This is a genomic window from Pseudomonas rossensis (assembly GCF_039888995.1).
GTDB classification, from domain to species: Bacteria; Pseudomonadota; Gammaproteobacteria; order Pseudomonadales; family Pseudomonadaceae; genus Aquipseudomonas; species Aquipseudomonas rossensis.
Genome location: NZ_JBBWCB010000007.1, coordinates 75,608 through 89,612, shown reverse-complemented (window position 1 = coordinate 89,612; position 14,005 = coordinate 75,608). Strand labels below are relative to the sequence as shown.

Below are 14,005 nucleotides of genomic sequence, written 5' to 3'. Positions count from 1 at the left end.
GACTGAGAACCCTGTGGGAGCGAGCTTGCTCGCGATGACGGCGGCACATCCAACATACATGTGACTGACAAACCGCTATCGTCGGAACGCCGCCCGGAGCAAGCTCGCTCCCACACTTGTCCGTGTTTAAACCACGACTTCCAATGCGGGCTGCTGACTGCTACCAAACGTCAGGTACTCAACCAGCTCCGCCAACGGCAACGGCTTGCTGATCAAATATCCCTGCACCTGGTCGCAGCCAAACCCGCGCAACAGATCCAGTTGCTCCGGCGTTTCTACGCCTTCGGCGACCACTTCAAGATTGAGGTTGTGCGCCAGATTGATCATCGCGTGGACCAGCTTGCGATTCTCTTCCCGTTGCTCCATGCCGCCGACAAAGCTCTTATCGATCTTCAGCAAGGTAATCGGCAGGCTGTTGAGGTGCACAAACGAAGAGAAACCGGTGCCGAAGTCGTCCAGGGAGAAGCGCACACCCAGGCGCCCCAACGCATCCATGGTCTGTTTCACCAGATCGCTGCGGCGCATCACCGCGGTTTCAGTCAGTTCGAATTCCAGCCATTGCGCCTCGACGCCGCGCTCGGCAATCAACCGGCTCAGCGTCGACAGTAACTGGCTGTCCTGAAACTGTCGGAACGACAGGTTGATCGCCATGTGCAACGCCGGCAAACCCCGTTCGCGCAACGCCTGCATGTCGCGCAAGGCACGGGAAATCACCCAGTAACCCAGCGGCACAATCAAGCCGCTTTGCTCGGCCAGCGGCACGAATTCGCTGGGTGGCAGCAAGCCGCGCTCGCCATGACGCCAGCGCACCAAGGCTTCGAGGCCGACGATCTGCCCGTCCTCAAGGTTCAGGCGAGGCTGGTAATGCAGTTCCAGTTCATCCCGGCGCAACGCCCGGCGCAGCTCGCTTTCGAGATCGGCCATGCTGCGGGCATTGCGATTGATGCGTTCGTTGAAGATGTGAAAAGTGCAGCCTTGAGTGCTTTTGGCCTGCTGCATGGCGATGTGTGCGTGCCACATCAGCGGGTCGGCGCCGGCCTGGGCCCGGGCGTGGGCAATACCGAGGCTGGAACCGATCAACAGGCTTTCGCCGTCGACCCAGTAAGGCTCGGCCAGCGCTTCGGTGATTCGTTCGGCCATCCATTCGGCGCGCTGAGGCGCGCGTCGGGTGTCTATCAGCAGGGCGAACTCATCACTGCCCAGTCGCGCCAGTTGATCGCCGGCCTCAAGCTGGCTTTTCAGCCGCGCGACCACTTGCAGGATCAACCGGTCGCCGGCTTGATGGCCGAGGGCGTCGTTGGCGTGACGGAAGTTGTCGAGGTCGAGGTGACCGAGGGCCAGGCCGCGGCCGTCGTTTTCCACCAGGCGTGCCGCCAGCAAGGTCTGGAAGCCCTGGCGATTGGCGATGCCGGTCAGCGGGTCTTGCTCGGCCAGGCGCTGCAGGGTGTTTTCCAGCACGCCACGCTCGCGCACATGCCGCAGGCACCGGCGCAACATGCCGGGATCAAGGTGATCGCGTACCAGCCAGTCGCTCACTCCATCGGGCGGCGCCAGTGGTTCGTGCTCAAGCAGCAATACCGTCGGCAGGCTGCAACGGCCAGGTAGAGGTTGAAGCGCTGGAATCGTCAACAACACCGCGCTGCGGTTGTCATCGAACAGACTGCTGACCGACTCCCAGCTCGGCGCGCTGATCAGCACGGTCGAGCTCCCCATCGGAGCCAGACACTCGCGCAACAACGCTGTCCACGCTGGCTCTTCGGCCAGTAGCAGCAAACGCAAGGGTTCGACAGGCGTAGACAAGCTAGCTCCCTAGACTCTGCAAAGATGTAGGCGACGGGCATTATGCAGCGCTGGTAACCAATGACCAAATGACCTCGGTTATCAAACGCGGCTTTGTATCCGGAATTACGAACATTAGACGCAAACTCACCGCGCATCCTGCGTGAAAGTATCAAAACCGGCAAATATAGATAGCGTGCTGCGTCACAAGTCGGAGAGAGCAGCACAATTCGCTGAGCCTGTTAAAATGCCGGCCCATTTCGCAAACGACTCCCTGATTTCGTATGTCCCGACTCAATCCCCGGCAGCAAGAAGCCGTGAGCTACGTCGGCGGCCCTCTTTTGGTGCTCGCCGGTGCAGGCTCCGGCAAGACCAGCGTGATCACGCGCAAGATCGCCCACTTGATCCAGAATTGCGGCATTCGCGCCCAGTACATCGTCGCCATGACCTTTACCAACAAGGCCGCGCGCGAGATGAAGGAACGGGTCGGCACCCTGCTCAAGGGTGGCGAAGGCCGCGGCCTGACCGTCTGCACCTTCCACAATCTGGGCCTGAACATCATCCGCAAGGAACACGTGCGGCTGGGCTACAAGCCGGGTTTCTCGATTTTCGACGAGACCGACGTCAAAGCCTTGATGACCGACATCATGCAGAAGGAATACTCGGGCGACGACGGCGTCGACGAGATCAAGAACATGATCGGCTCCTGGAAAAACGACCTGATCCTGCCGCCCGAAGCCCTGGAAAACGCGCGCAACCCCAAGGAACAGACCGCCGCCATCGTCTACACCCACTATCAGCGCACGCTCAAGGCGTTCAACGCGGTGGACTTCGACGACCTGAGTTTGCTGCCGGTGAAGCTGTTCCAGGAACACGCCGACATCCTCGAAAAATGGCAGAACAAGGTCCGCTACCTGCTGGTGGACGAATACCAGGACACCAACGCCAGTCAGTATTTGCTGGTGAAACTGCTGATCGGCACGCGCAACCAGTTCACCGTGGTCGGCGACGATGACCAGTCGATCTACGCCTGGCGCGGCGCCCGCCCGGAAAACCTGATGTTGCTCAAGGACGACTATCCGTCCCTGAAAGTGGTGATGCTGGAGCAGAACTACCGCTCCACCAGCCGCATCCTGCGCTGCGCCAACGTGCTGATCTCGAACAACCCGCACGAATTCGAAAAGCAGCTGTGGAGCGAGATGGGCCACGGCGACGAGATCCGCGTGATCCGCTGCCGCAACGAAGACGCCGAAGCCGAGCGCGTGGCCGTTGAGCTGCTGACCCTGCACTTGCGCACCGACCGGCCGTACAGCGATTTCGCGATTCTGTATCGCGGAAACTACCAGGCCAAGCTGATCGAGCTAAAGCTGCAACACCACCAGATTCCGTATCGCCTGTCCGGCGGCAACAGCTTTTTCGGACGTCAGGAAGTGAAAGACCTGATGGCCTACTTCCGCCTGATCGTGAACCCGGACGACGACAACGCTTTCCTGCGGGTGATCAACGTCCCGCGCCGGGAGATCGGTTCGACCACGCTGGAAAAGCTTGGCAACTACGCCACCGAGCGAAAAATCTCGATGTACGCCGCCACCGACGAAATCGGTCTGGGCGAGCATCTGGATACGCGCTTCACCGATCGACTGTCGCGCTTCAAGCGCTTCATGGACAAGGTCCGCGAGCAATGCGCCGGCGAAGACCCGATCTCGGCGTTGCGCAGCATGGTCATGGACATCGACTATGAGAACTGGCTGCGCACCAACAGCTCCAGCGACAAGGCCGCCGATTACCGCATGGGTAACGTCTGGTTCTTGATCGAGGCGTTGAAGAACACCCTCGAAAAAGACGAAGAAGGCGAGATGACCGTCGAAGACGCCATCGGCAAACTCGTCCTGCGCGACATGCTGGAGCGTCAGCAGGAAGAGGAAGACGGCGCCGAAGGTGTGCAGATGATGACCCTGCACGCCTCCAAAGGTCTGGAATTCCCTTACGTGTTCATCATGGGCATGGAAGAGGAAATCCTCCCGCACCGTTCCAGTATCGAAGCCGACACCATCGAAGAAGAACGTCGCTTGGCCTACGTGGGAATTACCCGCGCGCGTCAGACCCTGGCCTTCACCTTCGCCGCCAAGCGTAAGCAATACGGCGAGATCATCGACTGCGCACCGAGCCGCTTTCTTGATGAGCTGCCGCCGGACGACCTGGCCTGGGAAGGCAACGACGACACGCCCGTTGAAGTCAAAGCCGTTCGCGGCAATACCGCATTGGCGGATATACGCGCGATGTTAAAGCGCTAGAATCGACTACTTTTTAACCAGCCTTAGGCGCACAAGCCGCCCGTAGAGGAAAGCTTCATGGAAGCACTGCACAAGAAAATTCGCGAAGAAGGCATCGTGCTTTCCGACCAGGTCCTGAAAGTCGACGCCTTTCTGAACCACCAGATCGACCCGGCCCTGATGAAGCTGATCGGCGACGAATTCGCCACGCTGTTCAAGGATTCGGGCATCACCAAGATCGTCACCATCGAAGCCTCGGGCATTGCTCCGGCGATCATGACCGGTCTGAACCTCGGCGTGCCGGTGATTTTTGCGCGCAAGCATCAGTCGCTGACCCTGACCGAAAACCTGCTGTCGGCGACCGTTTACTCATTCACCAAGCAGACCGAAAGCACCGTGGCGATCTCCCCGCGCCACCTGACCAGCAGCGACCGCGTGCTGATCATCGATGACTTTTTGGCCAACGGTAAGGCGTCCCAAGCGCTGATCTCGATCATCAAACAGGCCGGCGCTACCGTCGCGGGTTTGGGTATCGTGATCGAGAAGTCGTTCCAGGGCGGCCGTGCGGAACTGGATGCGCAGGGTTATCGCGTTGAATCGTTGGCGCGGGTTCAATCCCTTGCCGGCGGCGTCGTGACCTTCATCGAATAAAGCCACACCCTAAAACAACTGTGGGAGCGAGCTTGCTCGCGATGAGGCCATCACATTCAACATCTCTGTTGGCTGATGTACCGCTATCGCGAGCAAGCTCGCTCCCACATTTGATTTGTGTTGGTCGTTAAATAGCGGTGGCCTTCAAGCCCGTCAGTAGCAACCGCTGAAACAAATCCTCTTTCAGCCCTTCCGGATTGGCCAGCTGCATTCGTTCCAGATGCTCGGGAAACGATGAAGGTTCTGGCGCATCCAGCGCGGCCTTGCCCAGTTCCAGAATCTCCGTGAGCTTGAACTTGCTCTTCAGCCAGTTCAGCGCCCGCAACAGATCCCGCTCTTCAGCGGTGAAATCACAGCCCAACGGATACTCCGGAAACAACTGCGGATGCCGCGCCTGAATGGCCTGCAAGCGCTGCGGACTGTTGTCGGCAAAGCGTGGATCAATGCGGAAATTCTTCGGTAACTTGTCGACTGCCTGAGCCTGTTCGATCAACCCCGGCTGGAAACGTGAGTCACTGATGTTCAGCAACGCCTCGATCACCGCCGCATCGGTCTTGCCCCGCAGATCGGCGATGCCGTACTCGGTGACTACGATGTCTCGCAGGTGTCGCGGGATTGTGCAATGGCCGTACTCCCACACGATGTTCGAACTGACCTCACCGCCCGATTCGCGCCAACTGCGCAGGAGCAACACCGAACGCGCCCCTTCCAGCGCATGTCCTTGCGCAACGAAGTTGTATTGCCCGCCGACACCGCTGAGTACTCGCCCGTCTTCGAGCTGATCGGCCACACCTGCACCCAGCAAGGTCATGGTGAACACGGTGTTGATGAAGCGCGCATCGAGGCGCTGCAAGCGTTTGAGCTCTTCCTGACCGTAGAGCTCATTGATGTAGCTGATGCGGGTCATGTTGAATTCGAGCCGCTTGCTGTGCGGCAGCTCGCGCAACCGCTCATAGAAACTGCGCGGCCCAAGGAAGAAACCACCGTGCACCGAGATGCCGTCAGTCTGCGCGGCTTCATCCAGCGTGCCGGCATTCGCCTGTTGCTGGGTCGGCACATCCGGATAGACCTTGCGCCGCACAATCCCGGCGTCGGCCAGCACCAGCAAGCCGTTGACGAACATTTCGCTGCAACCGTAAAGGCCTTTGGTGAAGGGTTCGACGCCGCCTTCGCGGTCGATGAGTTGCGCCCACTGGCTGAGATTCACGTCCGCCAGCAACGCCTTGTAACCGTCATTGTCGGCCTGCCGTGCCAGCAGCGCAGCGGTCAGGGCATCACCCATGGCGCCGATGCCGATCTGCAAGGTGCCGCCGTCGCGCACCAGCGTGCTGGCGTGCAGCCCGATGAAGTGATCCTGGAAACCCACCGGCATGTTCGGCGTGGAGAACAGCGTGGTGCTGTCCTTCTCATCGATCAGCAGGTCGAACGTGTCGATACCGATTTCAGCATCGCCGGGCATGTACGGCAAATCGTTGTGCACCTGGCCCACCAGCAGGATCGTCTCCCCCGCCGCTCGACGCTTGGCGATCATGGGGAACAGGTCGAGGGTGATGTCCGGGTTGCAACTCAGGCTCAGGCGGTCGGGGTGCTCGCTGTGGCTCGCCACCAATTGCGCCACCAGGTTCAATCCGGCGGCGTTGATGTCTCGAGCGGCGTGGCTGTAATTGCTGCTGACGTAATCCTGCTGGGCCTGTGCGCTTTGGAGCAGGCTGCCGGGCTGCATGAAGAATTGCTGAACATGGATGTTGGACGGCAGGCTGTCGCGATGCAGGTCGGCCAGGAAATCCAGTTCCGGATAATCGCCAAAAACCCGCTCGATGAAGGGCTCAAGAAAACGCTTTTGCAAACCGTCGCCCAAGGAAGGACGGCCCAGGCACAGGGCGGTGTAGACCGTCAGCTGCCGCTCGGGCAACTGCGCGATGCGTTGAAACAGCGCGTTGACGAAGTGGTTGGGTTTGCCCAGACCAAGGGGCAGGCCCATGTAGATATGCGCCGGCAACCGTGCCAAGACATCATCGACCGCTTGCTCGATAGAACACAGCTGCACCATCTGATCCTCCCTTATATTCCGTGAATTGGGGTTGGACCGGGCTTGCCGGGCCTTTGCTGCAAAGAATAGTCCCAGGCGCAAATCGCGGGCACAAAAAAGCCGCTCGCAAGCGGCTTTTTCGCTGAAGATGGAGGCTTATTTCAACCCGGACATCTTCTGGATGGCGCCCTTGAGATCTGCATCAGAGCAATCGGCGCAGGTACCTTTAGGCGGCATCGCGTTGACGCCGGAGATCGCCTTCGCCAGCAAGCCGTCAAGGCCGCCTTCTTTCTTGGCGCGGTCGCCCCAGGCTGTCGCATCACCGACTTTCGGCGCGCCCAACAGGCCGGTGCCGTGGCAAGCGTTGCAATGTTTTGCAATCACGGAATCAGGGGTTTTGGCATCACCACCACCCGCCGAAGCAGCGACTTCCATCCCCTTGCACTCTTTACCCTGAACGCAAACCTGGCCGACTGGCTCAAGGCGTTTAGCAATATCGTCGTTGGTCGCAGCTTGTGCGCTGACTGCCCAAAGGGCCAATACGGTTGCTGGTACGGCCAGCATTTTCATAATTAGATTCACGCGTTCACCCTCAATGGTGGCTAGTCACGCCCACGGCCACGGTTCGCAGGCGGGCGCAAGTATAACGGTAAGCCCGCCACACTGAAACAACCCTAAAGTCGAAGGGGTCTTATGCGTGTCGGAAAAACAACTCGGGCACCTGCGCAATGCTGGCGGGACGCCTCTTTTCTTAGAAATTCGCTGGAGTAGCTGCGCTGATTAGTCGCGCTGGCGCATCGAACGGATTACGGAAACGGTGCGGTTTAGTACTTTCAAAGTAGTAGCTGTCGCCGGCTTCGAGCACAAACGTTTCAAGCCCCACCACCAGTTCAAGTCGACCTTCGAGCAGAATCCCGGTTTCCTCGCCCTCATGGGTGAGCATCTCATCACCGGTGTCGGCGCCTGGCGGGTAGATTTCGTTGAGGAACGCGATGGCCCGGCTCGGATGAGCCCTGCCGACCAGCTTCATGGTCACTGCACCATCGGAAATATCGATCAGCTCGTTGGCTTTGTAGACGATCTGAGTCGGTTTTTCCTGCAGGATCTCTTCGGAAAAGAACTCAACCATGGACATGGGAATCCCGCCCAGTACCTTCCTCAGCGAACTGATCGAGGGGCTGACGCTGTTCTTCTCGATCATCGAAATGGTGCTGTTGGTGACGCCCGCGCGCTTGGCGAGTTCACGCTGGGAAAGTCCTTTGAGCTTACGGATGGATTGCAGTCGTTCACCGACGTCCAATGCTGGAGCCTCCAGGGATTCAGGTTGTTGGAATATTGAGCGTTATCATGGCGACAGCGTTCAGTATTTACAACACTTGGACCTGAATCCTGTTCGGCGAAGCGACTTTCGGTCGGCGTGCTTTGACCTAAGCCCCGGAATAGAGCATTGGCACCCGGCGCAGGTTGCAGAAGATCTGGTAAGGAATCGTGCCCGCAGCCGCCGCCACGTCACTGGCGAGGATATTTTTGCCCCACAACTCGACGGTCGAACCGAGGCCGGCTTGGGGCACATCGGTCAGGTCGATGCAGAGCATGTCCATCGACACCCGGCCAATCAACTGGCTACGCTGCCCGGCGACCATCACTGGCGTACCGGTCGGAGCCTGACGTGGGTAGCCATCGGCGTAACCCATGGCCACCACGCCCACGCGCATTGGTTTCTGGGTGATGAATGTGGCGCCGTAACCGATCGGCTCGCCGGCCGGCAGTTCACGCACGCAAATCACTTTCGATTCGAGGGTCATCACCGGTTGCAGGCGGGACGCCACGGCGTTGGCTTCTTCAAACGGAGTCGCGCCGTAGAGCATGATGCCCGGGCGAACCCAATCACTTGGAATCTGCGGCCAACCGAGCACTGCCGGCGAGTTACGCAGGCTGACCTCAGCCGACAAGCCCTGGCGCGCCGCTTCGAACACCGCGACCTGCTCGGTACTGGCCTGACTGTGCAGCTCATCGGCCCGGGCGAAGTGACTCATCAGTACAATCTTCGCGACTTTGCCGCTGGCCAGCAGCCGTTGATAGGCCGCCTGATAATCCTTTGGATGCAAGCCCACCCGATGCATGCCCGAATCGAGCTTGAGCCAGACCGTGATCGGCTTGCTCAGTGCAGCGTTCTCGATGGCTTCGAGCTGCCACAGCGAATGCACCACGCACCAGAAGTCATGCTCGACAATCAGCGATAGCTCATCGACCTCGAAAAAACCTTCCAGCAGCAACACCGGCGCACGAATGCCCGCGGCTCGCAGCTCCAACGCTTCTTCGATGCAGGCCACGGCAAACCCGTCCGCCTCGGCTTCCAGTGCCTGGGCGCAACGCACCGCGCCATGGCCGTAGGCATCGGCCTTGATCACCGCTAGGGCCTTGGCCCCCGTGACTTCACGGGCGATTTGGTAGTTGTGACGCAGGGCTTGAAGGTCGATCAGGGCACGGGCTGGACGCATGGCGGCAGACTTCTAGGCGGTCATGGGAAGAAAAACCGGCGCTGGCTGACGGCGTGAACCGCCAGTAGCACCGGGAGAGGGATCTTTCTGACGGGTTTATGGCAGAGCGGCGACAACCGACAGCTCAACCAGGATTTCCGGTTCGCACAACTTCGATTCAACGGTGGCACGGGCCGGTGCGACGCCTTTTGGCAGCCACTTGTCCCAGACCGCGTTCATGCCTTCAAAGTGTGCATCAATGTCTTTCAAGTAAATCGTCACCGACAGCAAACGGCTCTTGTCGGTCCCGGCCAGATCCAGCAAACGCTCGATGTTGGCAAGCGTTTCACGGGTCTGCTGTTCAATCCCGGCGTTCATATCGTCGCCGACCTGCCCTGCCAGATACACGGTACCGCTGTGGACTACGATCTGGCTCATGCGCTCATTGGTGAGCTGGCGCTGGATTGACATGTTTTGCAGACTCCTGAAGTTTTTTTCCATAACGGGAAATATCGAGGCCTTCGGCGCTGATTTGCGGCGTTTTCTTCGCCATCAGATCAGCCAGCAAGCGACCGGAACCGCATGCCATGGTCCAGCCGAGCGTGCCATGACCCGTGTTCAAAAACAGATTGCTGAACGGCGTAGCACCCACGATCGGCGTGCCGTCCGGGGTGGTCGGACGCAGACCGGTCCAGAAACTTGCCTGGGCCAGATCGCCGCCCTGAGGATAGAGGTCGTTGACGATCATCTCCAGGGTTTCGCGCCGACGCGGGTTCAGCGACAGGTCAAAACCGGCTATTTCAGCCATGCCGCCGACGCGGATGCGGTTGTCGAAACGGGTGATCGCGACCTTGTAGGTCTCGTCGAGAATAGTCGAAGTCGGGGCCATCGCCGGGTTAGTAATCGGCACGGTCAGGGAGTAACCCTTGAGCGGATACACCGGCGCCTTGATGCCCAGCGGCTTGAGCAGTTGCGGCGAGTAGCTGCCCAGGGCCAGCACGTAGCGATCAGCGGTTTCCAGCTTGCCGTCGATCCATACGCCGTTGATGCGGTCGCCGGCGTAGTCGAGGCGCTGAATGTCTTGGTCGAAGCGGAATTCCACACCCAATTTGGTAGCCATTTCGACCAGGCGGGTGGTGAACATCTGGCAATCGCCGGTCTGGTCGTTCGGCAGGCGCAGGGCACCGGCGAGGATGTTGGTGACGCTGGCCAGCGCCGGCTCAACGCGGGCAATGCCGGCGCGGTCGAGCAGTTCGAACGGCACGCCGGACTCTTTCAGCACGGCGATGTCTTTCCAGGCGCCGTCGAGTTGAGCCTGGGTGCGGAACAGTTGCGTAGTACCGAGGCTGCGGCCTTCGTAGGCAATGCCTGTTTCGGCGCGCAATTCGTCGAGGCAGTCACGGCTGTACTCGGACAAGCGGACCATACGCTCTTTGTTCACCGCATAACGGCTGGCGGTGCAGTTGCGCAGCATCTGCGCCATCCACAGGTATTGGTCGATGTCGGCGGTGGCCTTGATCGCCAGCGGTGCGTGGCGCTGCAACAGCCACTTGATGGCTTTAAGTGGAACACCCGGCGCAGCCCACGGCGAGGCATAACCCGGCGAAACCTGCCCGGCGTTGGCGAAACTGGTCTCCATGGCAGCGGCCGGCTGACGGTCCACGACCACCACTTCAAACCCGGCACGCGCCAGATAGTAAGCACTGGTGGTGCCGATGACGCCGCTACCCAAGACCATAACGCGCATTTTCATATTCCTCATCGCGGCTTGCCGCTGACGTTCGTAGTTGTCGAGCATTGATGTGCGCAGTGTAAAAAAGATTAGGCAGTGCTTTTCACTATATAAGTGCCTATATTTGGCGAGAATTCTCGGCAAAAACGCTTTTCACGGAGGCGCATCCCCTATGCGTACCAACACTCAGACCAAACGTGAGCTGGACAAGATCGACCGCAACATCCTGCGGATCCTGCAAGCGGACGGGCGCATCTCCTTCACCGAGCTGGGGGAAAAGGTCGGGCTCTCGACCACGCCGTGTACCGAGCGGGTCAGGCGTCTGGAGCGCGAAGGAATCATCATGGGCTACAACGCCCGGCTCAATCCGCAGCACCTCAAGGGTAGTCTTCTGGTGTTCGTCGAGATCAGCCTCGACTACAAATCCGGCGATACTTTCGAAGAGTTCCGACGCGCGGTGCTGAAGCTTCCCCACGTGCTGGAGTGCCATTTGGTGTCAGGGGATTTCGACTATCTGGTGAAGGCGCGGATTTCCGAGATGGCCTCGTACCGCAAACTGCTGGGCGACATCCTGCTCAAGCTGCCGCATGTGCGCGAATCAAAGAGCTACATCGTGATGGAAGAGGTGAAAGAGAGCTTGAATCTGCCGATTCCGGATTGAAGATCAAAACTGGCGACGCTTAAACCAGCACTTGTCGAGTAGAAGCCATGTACTCATGAATCTGCTTCTCGACCCGCGGATGAATCAGCTCCACCGGCCCCCGCCCATTCGGGCACGGCAAGATCTTGGTGGTGCCGAACAACCGACAAATCAGCGGCCGCTCGTCATACACGGTGCAGCCGTTGGGTCCGAGGTGAACGCAATTGAGCTCATCCATCGCAGCGTCTTGCTCGGCGCGGGTCTTGCGGGGCAGGCGGGACATTTCTTCCGGTGAAGTGGTCACCGGCCCACAGCAGTCATGGCAGCCGGGCACGCACTCGAACGAGGGAATCTGCTGCCGAAGCGTGCGAATTTTCTGACTGTTGCAGCTCATCGAAGCGGTAACCAAAAGCGGAATAGAGCGGGATTCTGACGCAAAAGCCCCGATCCAGACAGCACCAACCGACCAGTGTTGCCCGTGCCCGAAGGTCCGGCTTATGCTCCGTCAAATTTTCTAAACACAAGAATCAGGAACACGCACATGAATGCCCGTGCTCAGCAACCTGCCCCGAACCACCAGCATCCTGCTTCTTACTACGCCGCCAGCAGCCTGCCGCAGCCCGATCATCCGGTGCTCACAGGCGATCTGGTGGCTGACGTGTGCGTGGTCGGTGGCGGGTTCTCCGGGTTGAACACGGCGCTCGAACTGGCCGAACGCGGCTTCAGTGTGATCCTGCTCGAAGCCCACAAAATCGGTTGGGGCGCCAGCGGACGCAATGGAGGGCAGTTGATTCGTGGCGTCGGCCATGGCCTCGATCAGTTTACTGACGTGGTCGGTGCGGACGGCGTGCGCCAGATGAAACTCATGGGCCTGGAAGCGGTGGAAATCGTCCGACAGCGCGTCGAGCGTTTTCAGATCCCTTGCGACCTCACGTGGGGCTATTGCGATCTGGCCAACAAACCCCGAGACCTCGAAGGTTTTGCCGAGGACGCCGAAGAGCTGCGCAGTCTCGGTTACCGTTACGAAACCCGTCTGCTGCAAGCCAGTGAAATGCATTCCGTAGTGGGTTCCGACCGTTACGTCGGCGGTTTGATCGACATGGGATCAGGGCACCTGCATCCGCTGAACCTGGCATTGGGCGAAGCGGCCGCCGCGCAGCAGTTGGGGGTGAAGCTGTTCGAACTATCGGCAGTCACCCGCATCGATTATGGCCCCGAGGTCAAGGTCCATACCGCCCAAGGTTCGGTCCGCGCCAAGACGCTGGTGCTGGGCTGCAACGCCTACCTCAATGAACTCAATCCCGAACTCAGCGGCAAGGTGCTGCCCGCCGGCAGCTACATCATCGCCACCGAACCCTTGAGTGAAGCGCTGGCACACTCGCTACTGCCGCAGAACATGGCGGTCTGCGATCAACGGGTGGCGCTGGACTACTACCGGCTCTCGGCGGACCGACGCTTGCTGTTTGGCGGCGCCTGCCATTATTCAGGTCGCGACCCGAAGGACATCGCCGCCTACATGCGGCCGAAGATGCTGGAGGTTTTCCCGCAACTTGCCGGGGTCAAGATCGACTATCAATGGGGCGGGATGATCGGCATCGGCGCCAACCGTCTGCCGCAGATCGGCCGGCTCAAGGATCAGCCGAATGTGTATTACGCCCAGGCTTATTCCGGTCATGGCGTGAATGCCACGCATTTGGCGGGTAAGTTGTTGGCTGAAGCGATCAGTGGGCAGCAGGGTGGTGGGTTTGATCTGTTTGCTCGGGTTCCGCACATTACCTTTCCCGGTGGGAAACATTTGCGCTCGCCGTTGTTGGCGTTGGGGATGTTGTGGCATCGGCTTAAAGAGTTGGTCTGAACCTGATTCAGCGACATGTCCGCCCTTGTAGCAGCTGACGAGCACCGCGAGGCAGCGTTCGGCGGCGAAGCCGTCGCAAATCCTGCAATCAGGCAAACCGCGGCGCCTGGTTTACGACTGCTGCGCAGTCGGACGCAGCCTTCGGCAGCTGCTACAAGGGATCGCATTTCATCTCACAGACGCCAGAACGGCTTCAAGCCCTCCTCCCGTGCCTGCTCCCGACTCAGCCCCACATCCCTCAGCTGCTCGGGCGTGAGCTCCAGCAACACCTTGCGCGTGTGCAGACGATGCCAGAACAGGCCCCAGCGACTCAGGCCGGACGGTGCGTTGCGCATCATCGCCTCGCGTGCGCCGTTGATTTGCCCTGCCGCCAGTTCCTGACTGTGTAACGTCAGCCGCACATCGCTCAAGCCGTTCATGTTGATTGCTCCTGTTTACTTGGGTAGCCAGAGCTTTCATGATGCGTGGACGGCAAAAAGCATTACAGATTCAACGAGACTGTATTAACTCCATACAGATTTTGCATTTCAGCGTCTGAATCCCCTATTTTCGACCAATCTGTACTG

Annotated in this window: 13 protein-coding genes; 4 read left to right on the top strand and 9 right to left on the bottom strand. The window is 59.5% G+C overall.

The features are described 5' to 3' along the window. Window positions 1-126 precede the first annotated feature (126 nt). A complete protein-coding gene (locus tag WLY71_RS04170) occupies window positions 127-1,800 on the bottom strand; it encodes a putative bifunctional diguanylate cyclase/phosphodiesterase (protein ID WP_347802612.1) in 1,674 nt (557 codons plus the stop codon). Window positions 1,801-2,063: 263 nt separating this feature from the next. Between WLY71_RS04170 and rep the strand changes: the two genes are divergently transcribed. Together rep and WLY71_RS04160 are read left to right on the top strand one after the other, a co-directional pair. Further along, a complete protein-coding gene (gene rep, locus WLY71_RS04165; protein WP_347802611.1) occupies window positions 2,064-4,073 on the top strand; it encodes a DNA helicase Rep in 2,010 nt (669 codons plus the stop codon). A gap of 57 nt (window positions 4,074-4,130) precedes the next feature. Continuing rightward, a complete protein-coding gene (locus tag WLY71_RS04160; RefSeq protein ID WP_020799401.1) occupies window positions 4,131-4,703 on the top strand; it encodes a xanthine phosphoribosyltransferase in 573 nt (190 codons plus the stop codon). A gap of 127 nt (window positions 4,704-4,830) precedes the next feature. On the opposite strand, the gene WLY71_RS04155 is transcribed toward WLY71_RS04160, so the two are convergent. The 6 genes from WLY71_RS04155 to dadA form a co-directional block, all read right to left on the bottom strand. Beyond that, window positions 4,831-6,753 (bottom strand): acetyl-CoA hydrolase/transferase C-terminal domain-containing protein, encoded by a 1,923-nt coding sequence (locus WLY71_RS04155; protein WP_347802610.1) that lies wholly within the window; start codon window positions 6,751-6,753, stop codon window positions 4,831-4,833. Between the two features lie 135 nt (window positions 6,754-6,888). Next, complete coding sequence (locus WLY71_RS04150) at window positions 6,889-7,314, bottom strand: c-type cytochrome (protein ID WP_347802609.1); 426 nt, start codon at window positions 7,312-7,314, stop codon at window positions 6,889-6,891. A gap of 169 nt (window positions 7,315-7,483) precedes the next feature. Next, window positions 7,484-8,032: a cupin domain-containing protein gene (locus WLY71_RS04145; protein WP_008150195.1), complete on the bottom strand. Its 549-nt coding sequence runs from the start codon at window positions 8,030-8,032 to the stop codon at window positions 7,484-7,486. A gap of 127 nt (window positions 8,033-8,159) precedes the next feature. Next, window positions 8,160-9,233, bottom strand: coding sequence for an alanine racemase (gene alr, locus WLY71_RS04140; protein WP_347802608.1), 1,074 nt, complete (start codon window positions 9,231-9,233; stop codon window positions 8,160-8,162). Window positions 9,234-9,329: 96 nt separating this feature from the next. Further along, on the bottom strand, window positions 9,330-9,683 hold the full coding sequence (locus WLY71_RS04135) for a RidA family protein (protein WP_008150191.1): 354 nt from the start codon (window positions 9,681-9,683) through the stop codon (window positions 9,330-9,332). After that, window positions 9,655-10,959: a D-amino acid dehydrogenase gene (gene dadA / locus WLY71_RS04130; RefSeq protein WP_046053837.1), complete on the bottom strand. Its 1,305-nt coding sequence runs from the start codon at window positions 10,957-10,959 to the stop codon at window positions 9,655-9,657. The genes WLY71_RS04135 and dadA overlap by 29 nt, the downstream gene beginning before the upstream one ends. 157 nt (window positions 10,960-11,116) lie before the next feature. Between dadA and WLY71_RS04125 the strand changes: the two genes are divergently transcribed. Continuing rightward, on the top strand, window positions 11,117-11,605 hold the full coding sequence (locus WLY71_RS04125; protein WP_003206849.1) for an Lrp/AsnC ligand binding domain-containing protein: 489 nt from the start codon (window positions 11,117-11,119) through the stop codon (window positions 11,603-11,605). A gap of 19 nt (window positions 11,606-11,624) precedes the next feature. Here WLY71_RS04125 and WLY71_RS04120 read toward each other — a convergent pair whose 3' ends face one another. Next, the gene (locus WLY71_RS04120) at window positions 11,625-11,978 is read right to left on the bottom strand and encodes a YkgJ family cysteine cluster protein (RefSeq protein ID WP_347802607.1); all 354 of its coding nucleotides are present in this window, start codon (window positions 11,976-11,978) and stop codon (window positions 11,625-11,627) included. Window positions 11,979-12,125: 147 nt separating this feature from the next. Between WLY71_RS04120 and WLY71_RS04115 the strand changes: the two genes are divergently transcribed. Further along, window positions 12,126-13,439, top strand: a complete 1,314-nt coding sequence (locus WLY71_RS04115; RefSeq protein ID WP_347802606.1) for an NAD(P)/FAD-dependent oxidoreductase — start codon at window positions 12,126-12,128, stop codon at window positions 13,437-13,439. 173 nt (window positions 13,440-13,612) lie between these two features. On the opposite strand, the gene WLY71_RS04110 is transcribed toward WLY71_RS04115, so the two are convergent. After that, window positions 13,613-13,858, bottom strand: a complete 246-nt coding sequence (locus WLY71_RS04110; RefSeq protein WP_347802605.1) for a DUF1127 domain-containing protein — start codon at window positions 13,856-13,858, stop codon at window positions 13,613-13,615. Between the last annotated feature and the right edge of the window lie 147 nt (window positions 13,859-14,005).

What these genes read in the sequence shown, in the direction of transcription:
- rep (WP_347802611.1), top strand. Translation starts at nt 2,064, where the DNA reads ATGTCCCGACTCAATCCCCGGCAGCAAGAAGCCGTGAGCTACGTCGGC.
- WLY71_RS04160 (WP_020799401.1), top strand. Translation starts at nt 4,131, where the DNA reads ATGGAAGCACTGCACAAGAAAATTCGCGAAGAAGGCATCGTGCTTTCC.
- WLY71_RS04155 (WP_347802610.1), bottom strand. Translation starts at nt 6,753, where the DNA reads ATGGTGCAGCTGTGTTCTATCGAGCAAGCGGTCGATGATGTCTTGGCA.
- alr (WP_347802608.1), bottom strand. Translation starts at nt 9,233, where the DNA reads ATGCGTCCAGCCCGTGCCCTGATCGACCTTCAAGCCCTGCGTCACAAC.
- WLY71_RS04135 (WP_008150191.1), bottom strand. Translation starts at nt 9,683, where the DNA reads ATGTCAATCCAGCGCCAGCTCACCAATGAGCGCATGAGCCAGATCGTA.
- dadA (WP_046053837.1), bottom strand. Translation starts at nt 10,959, where the DNA reads ATGCGCGTTATGGTCTTGGGTAGCGGCGTCATCGGCACCACCAGTGCT.
- WLY71_RS04125 (WP_003206849.1), top strand. Translation starts at nt 11,117, where the DNA reads ATGCGTACCAACACTCAGACCAAACGTGAGCTGGACAAGATCGACCGC.
- WLY71_RS04120 (WP_347802607.1), bottom strand. Translation starts at nt 11,978, where the DNA reads ATGAGCTGCAACAGTCAGAAAATTCGCACGCTTCGGCAGCAGATTCCC.
- WLY71_RS04115 (WP_347802606.1), top strand. Translation starts at nt 12,126, where the DNA reads ATGAATGCCCGTGCTCAGCAACCTGCCCCGAACCACCAGCATCCTGCT.
- WLY71_RS04110 (WP_347802605.1), bottom strand. Translation starts at nt 13,858, where the DNA reads ATGAACGGCTTGAGCGATGTGCGGCTGACGTTACACAGTCAGGAACTG.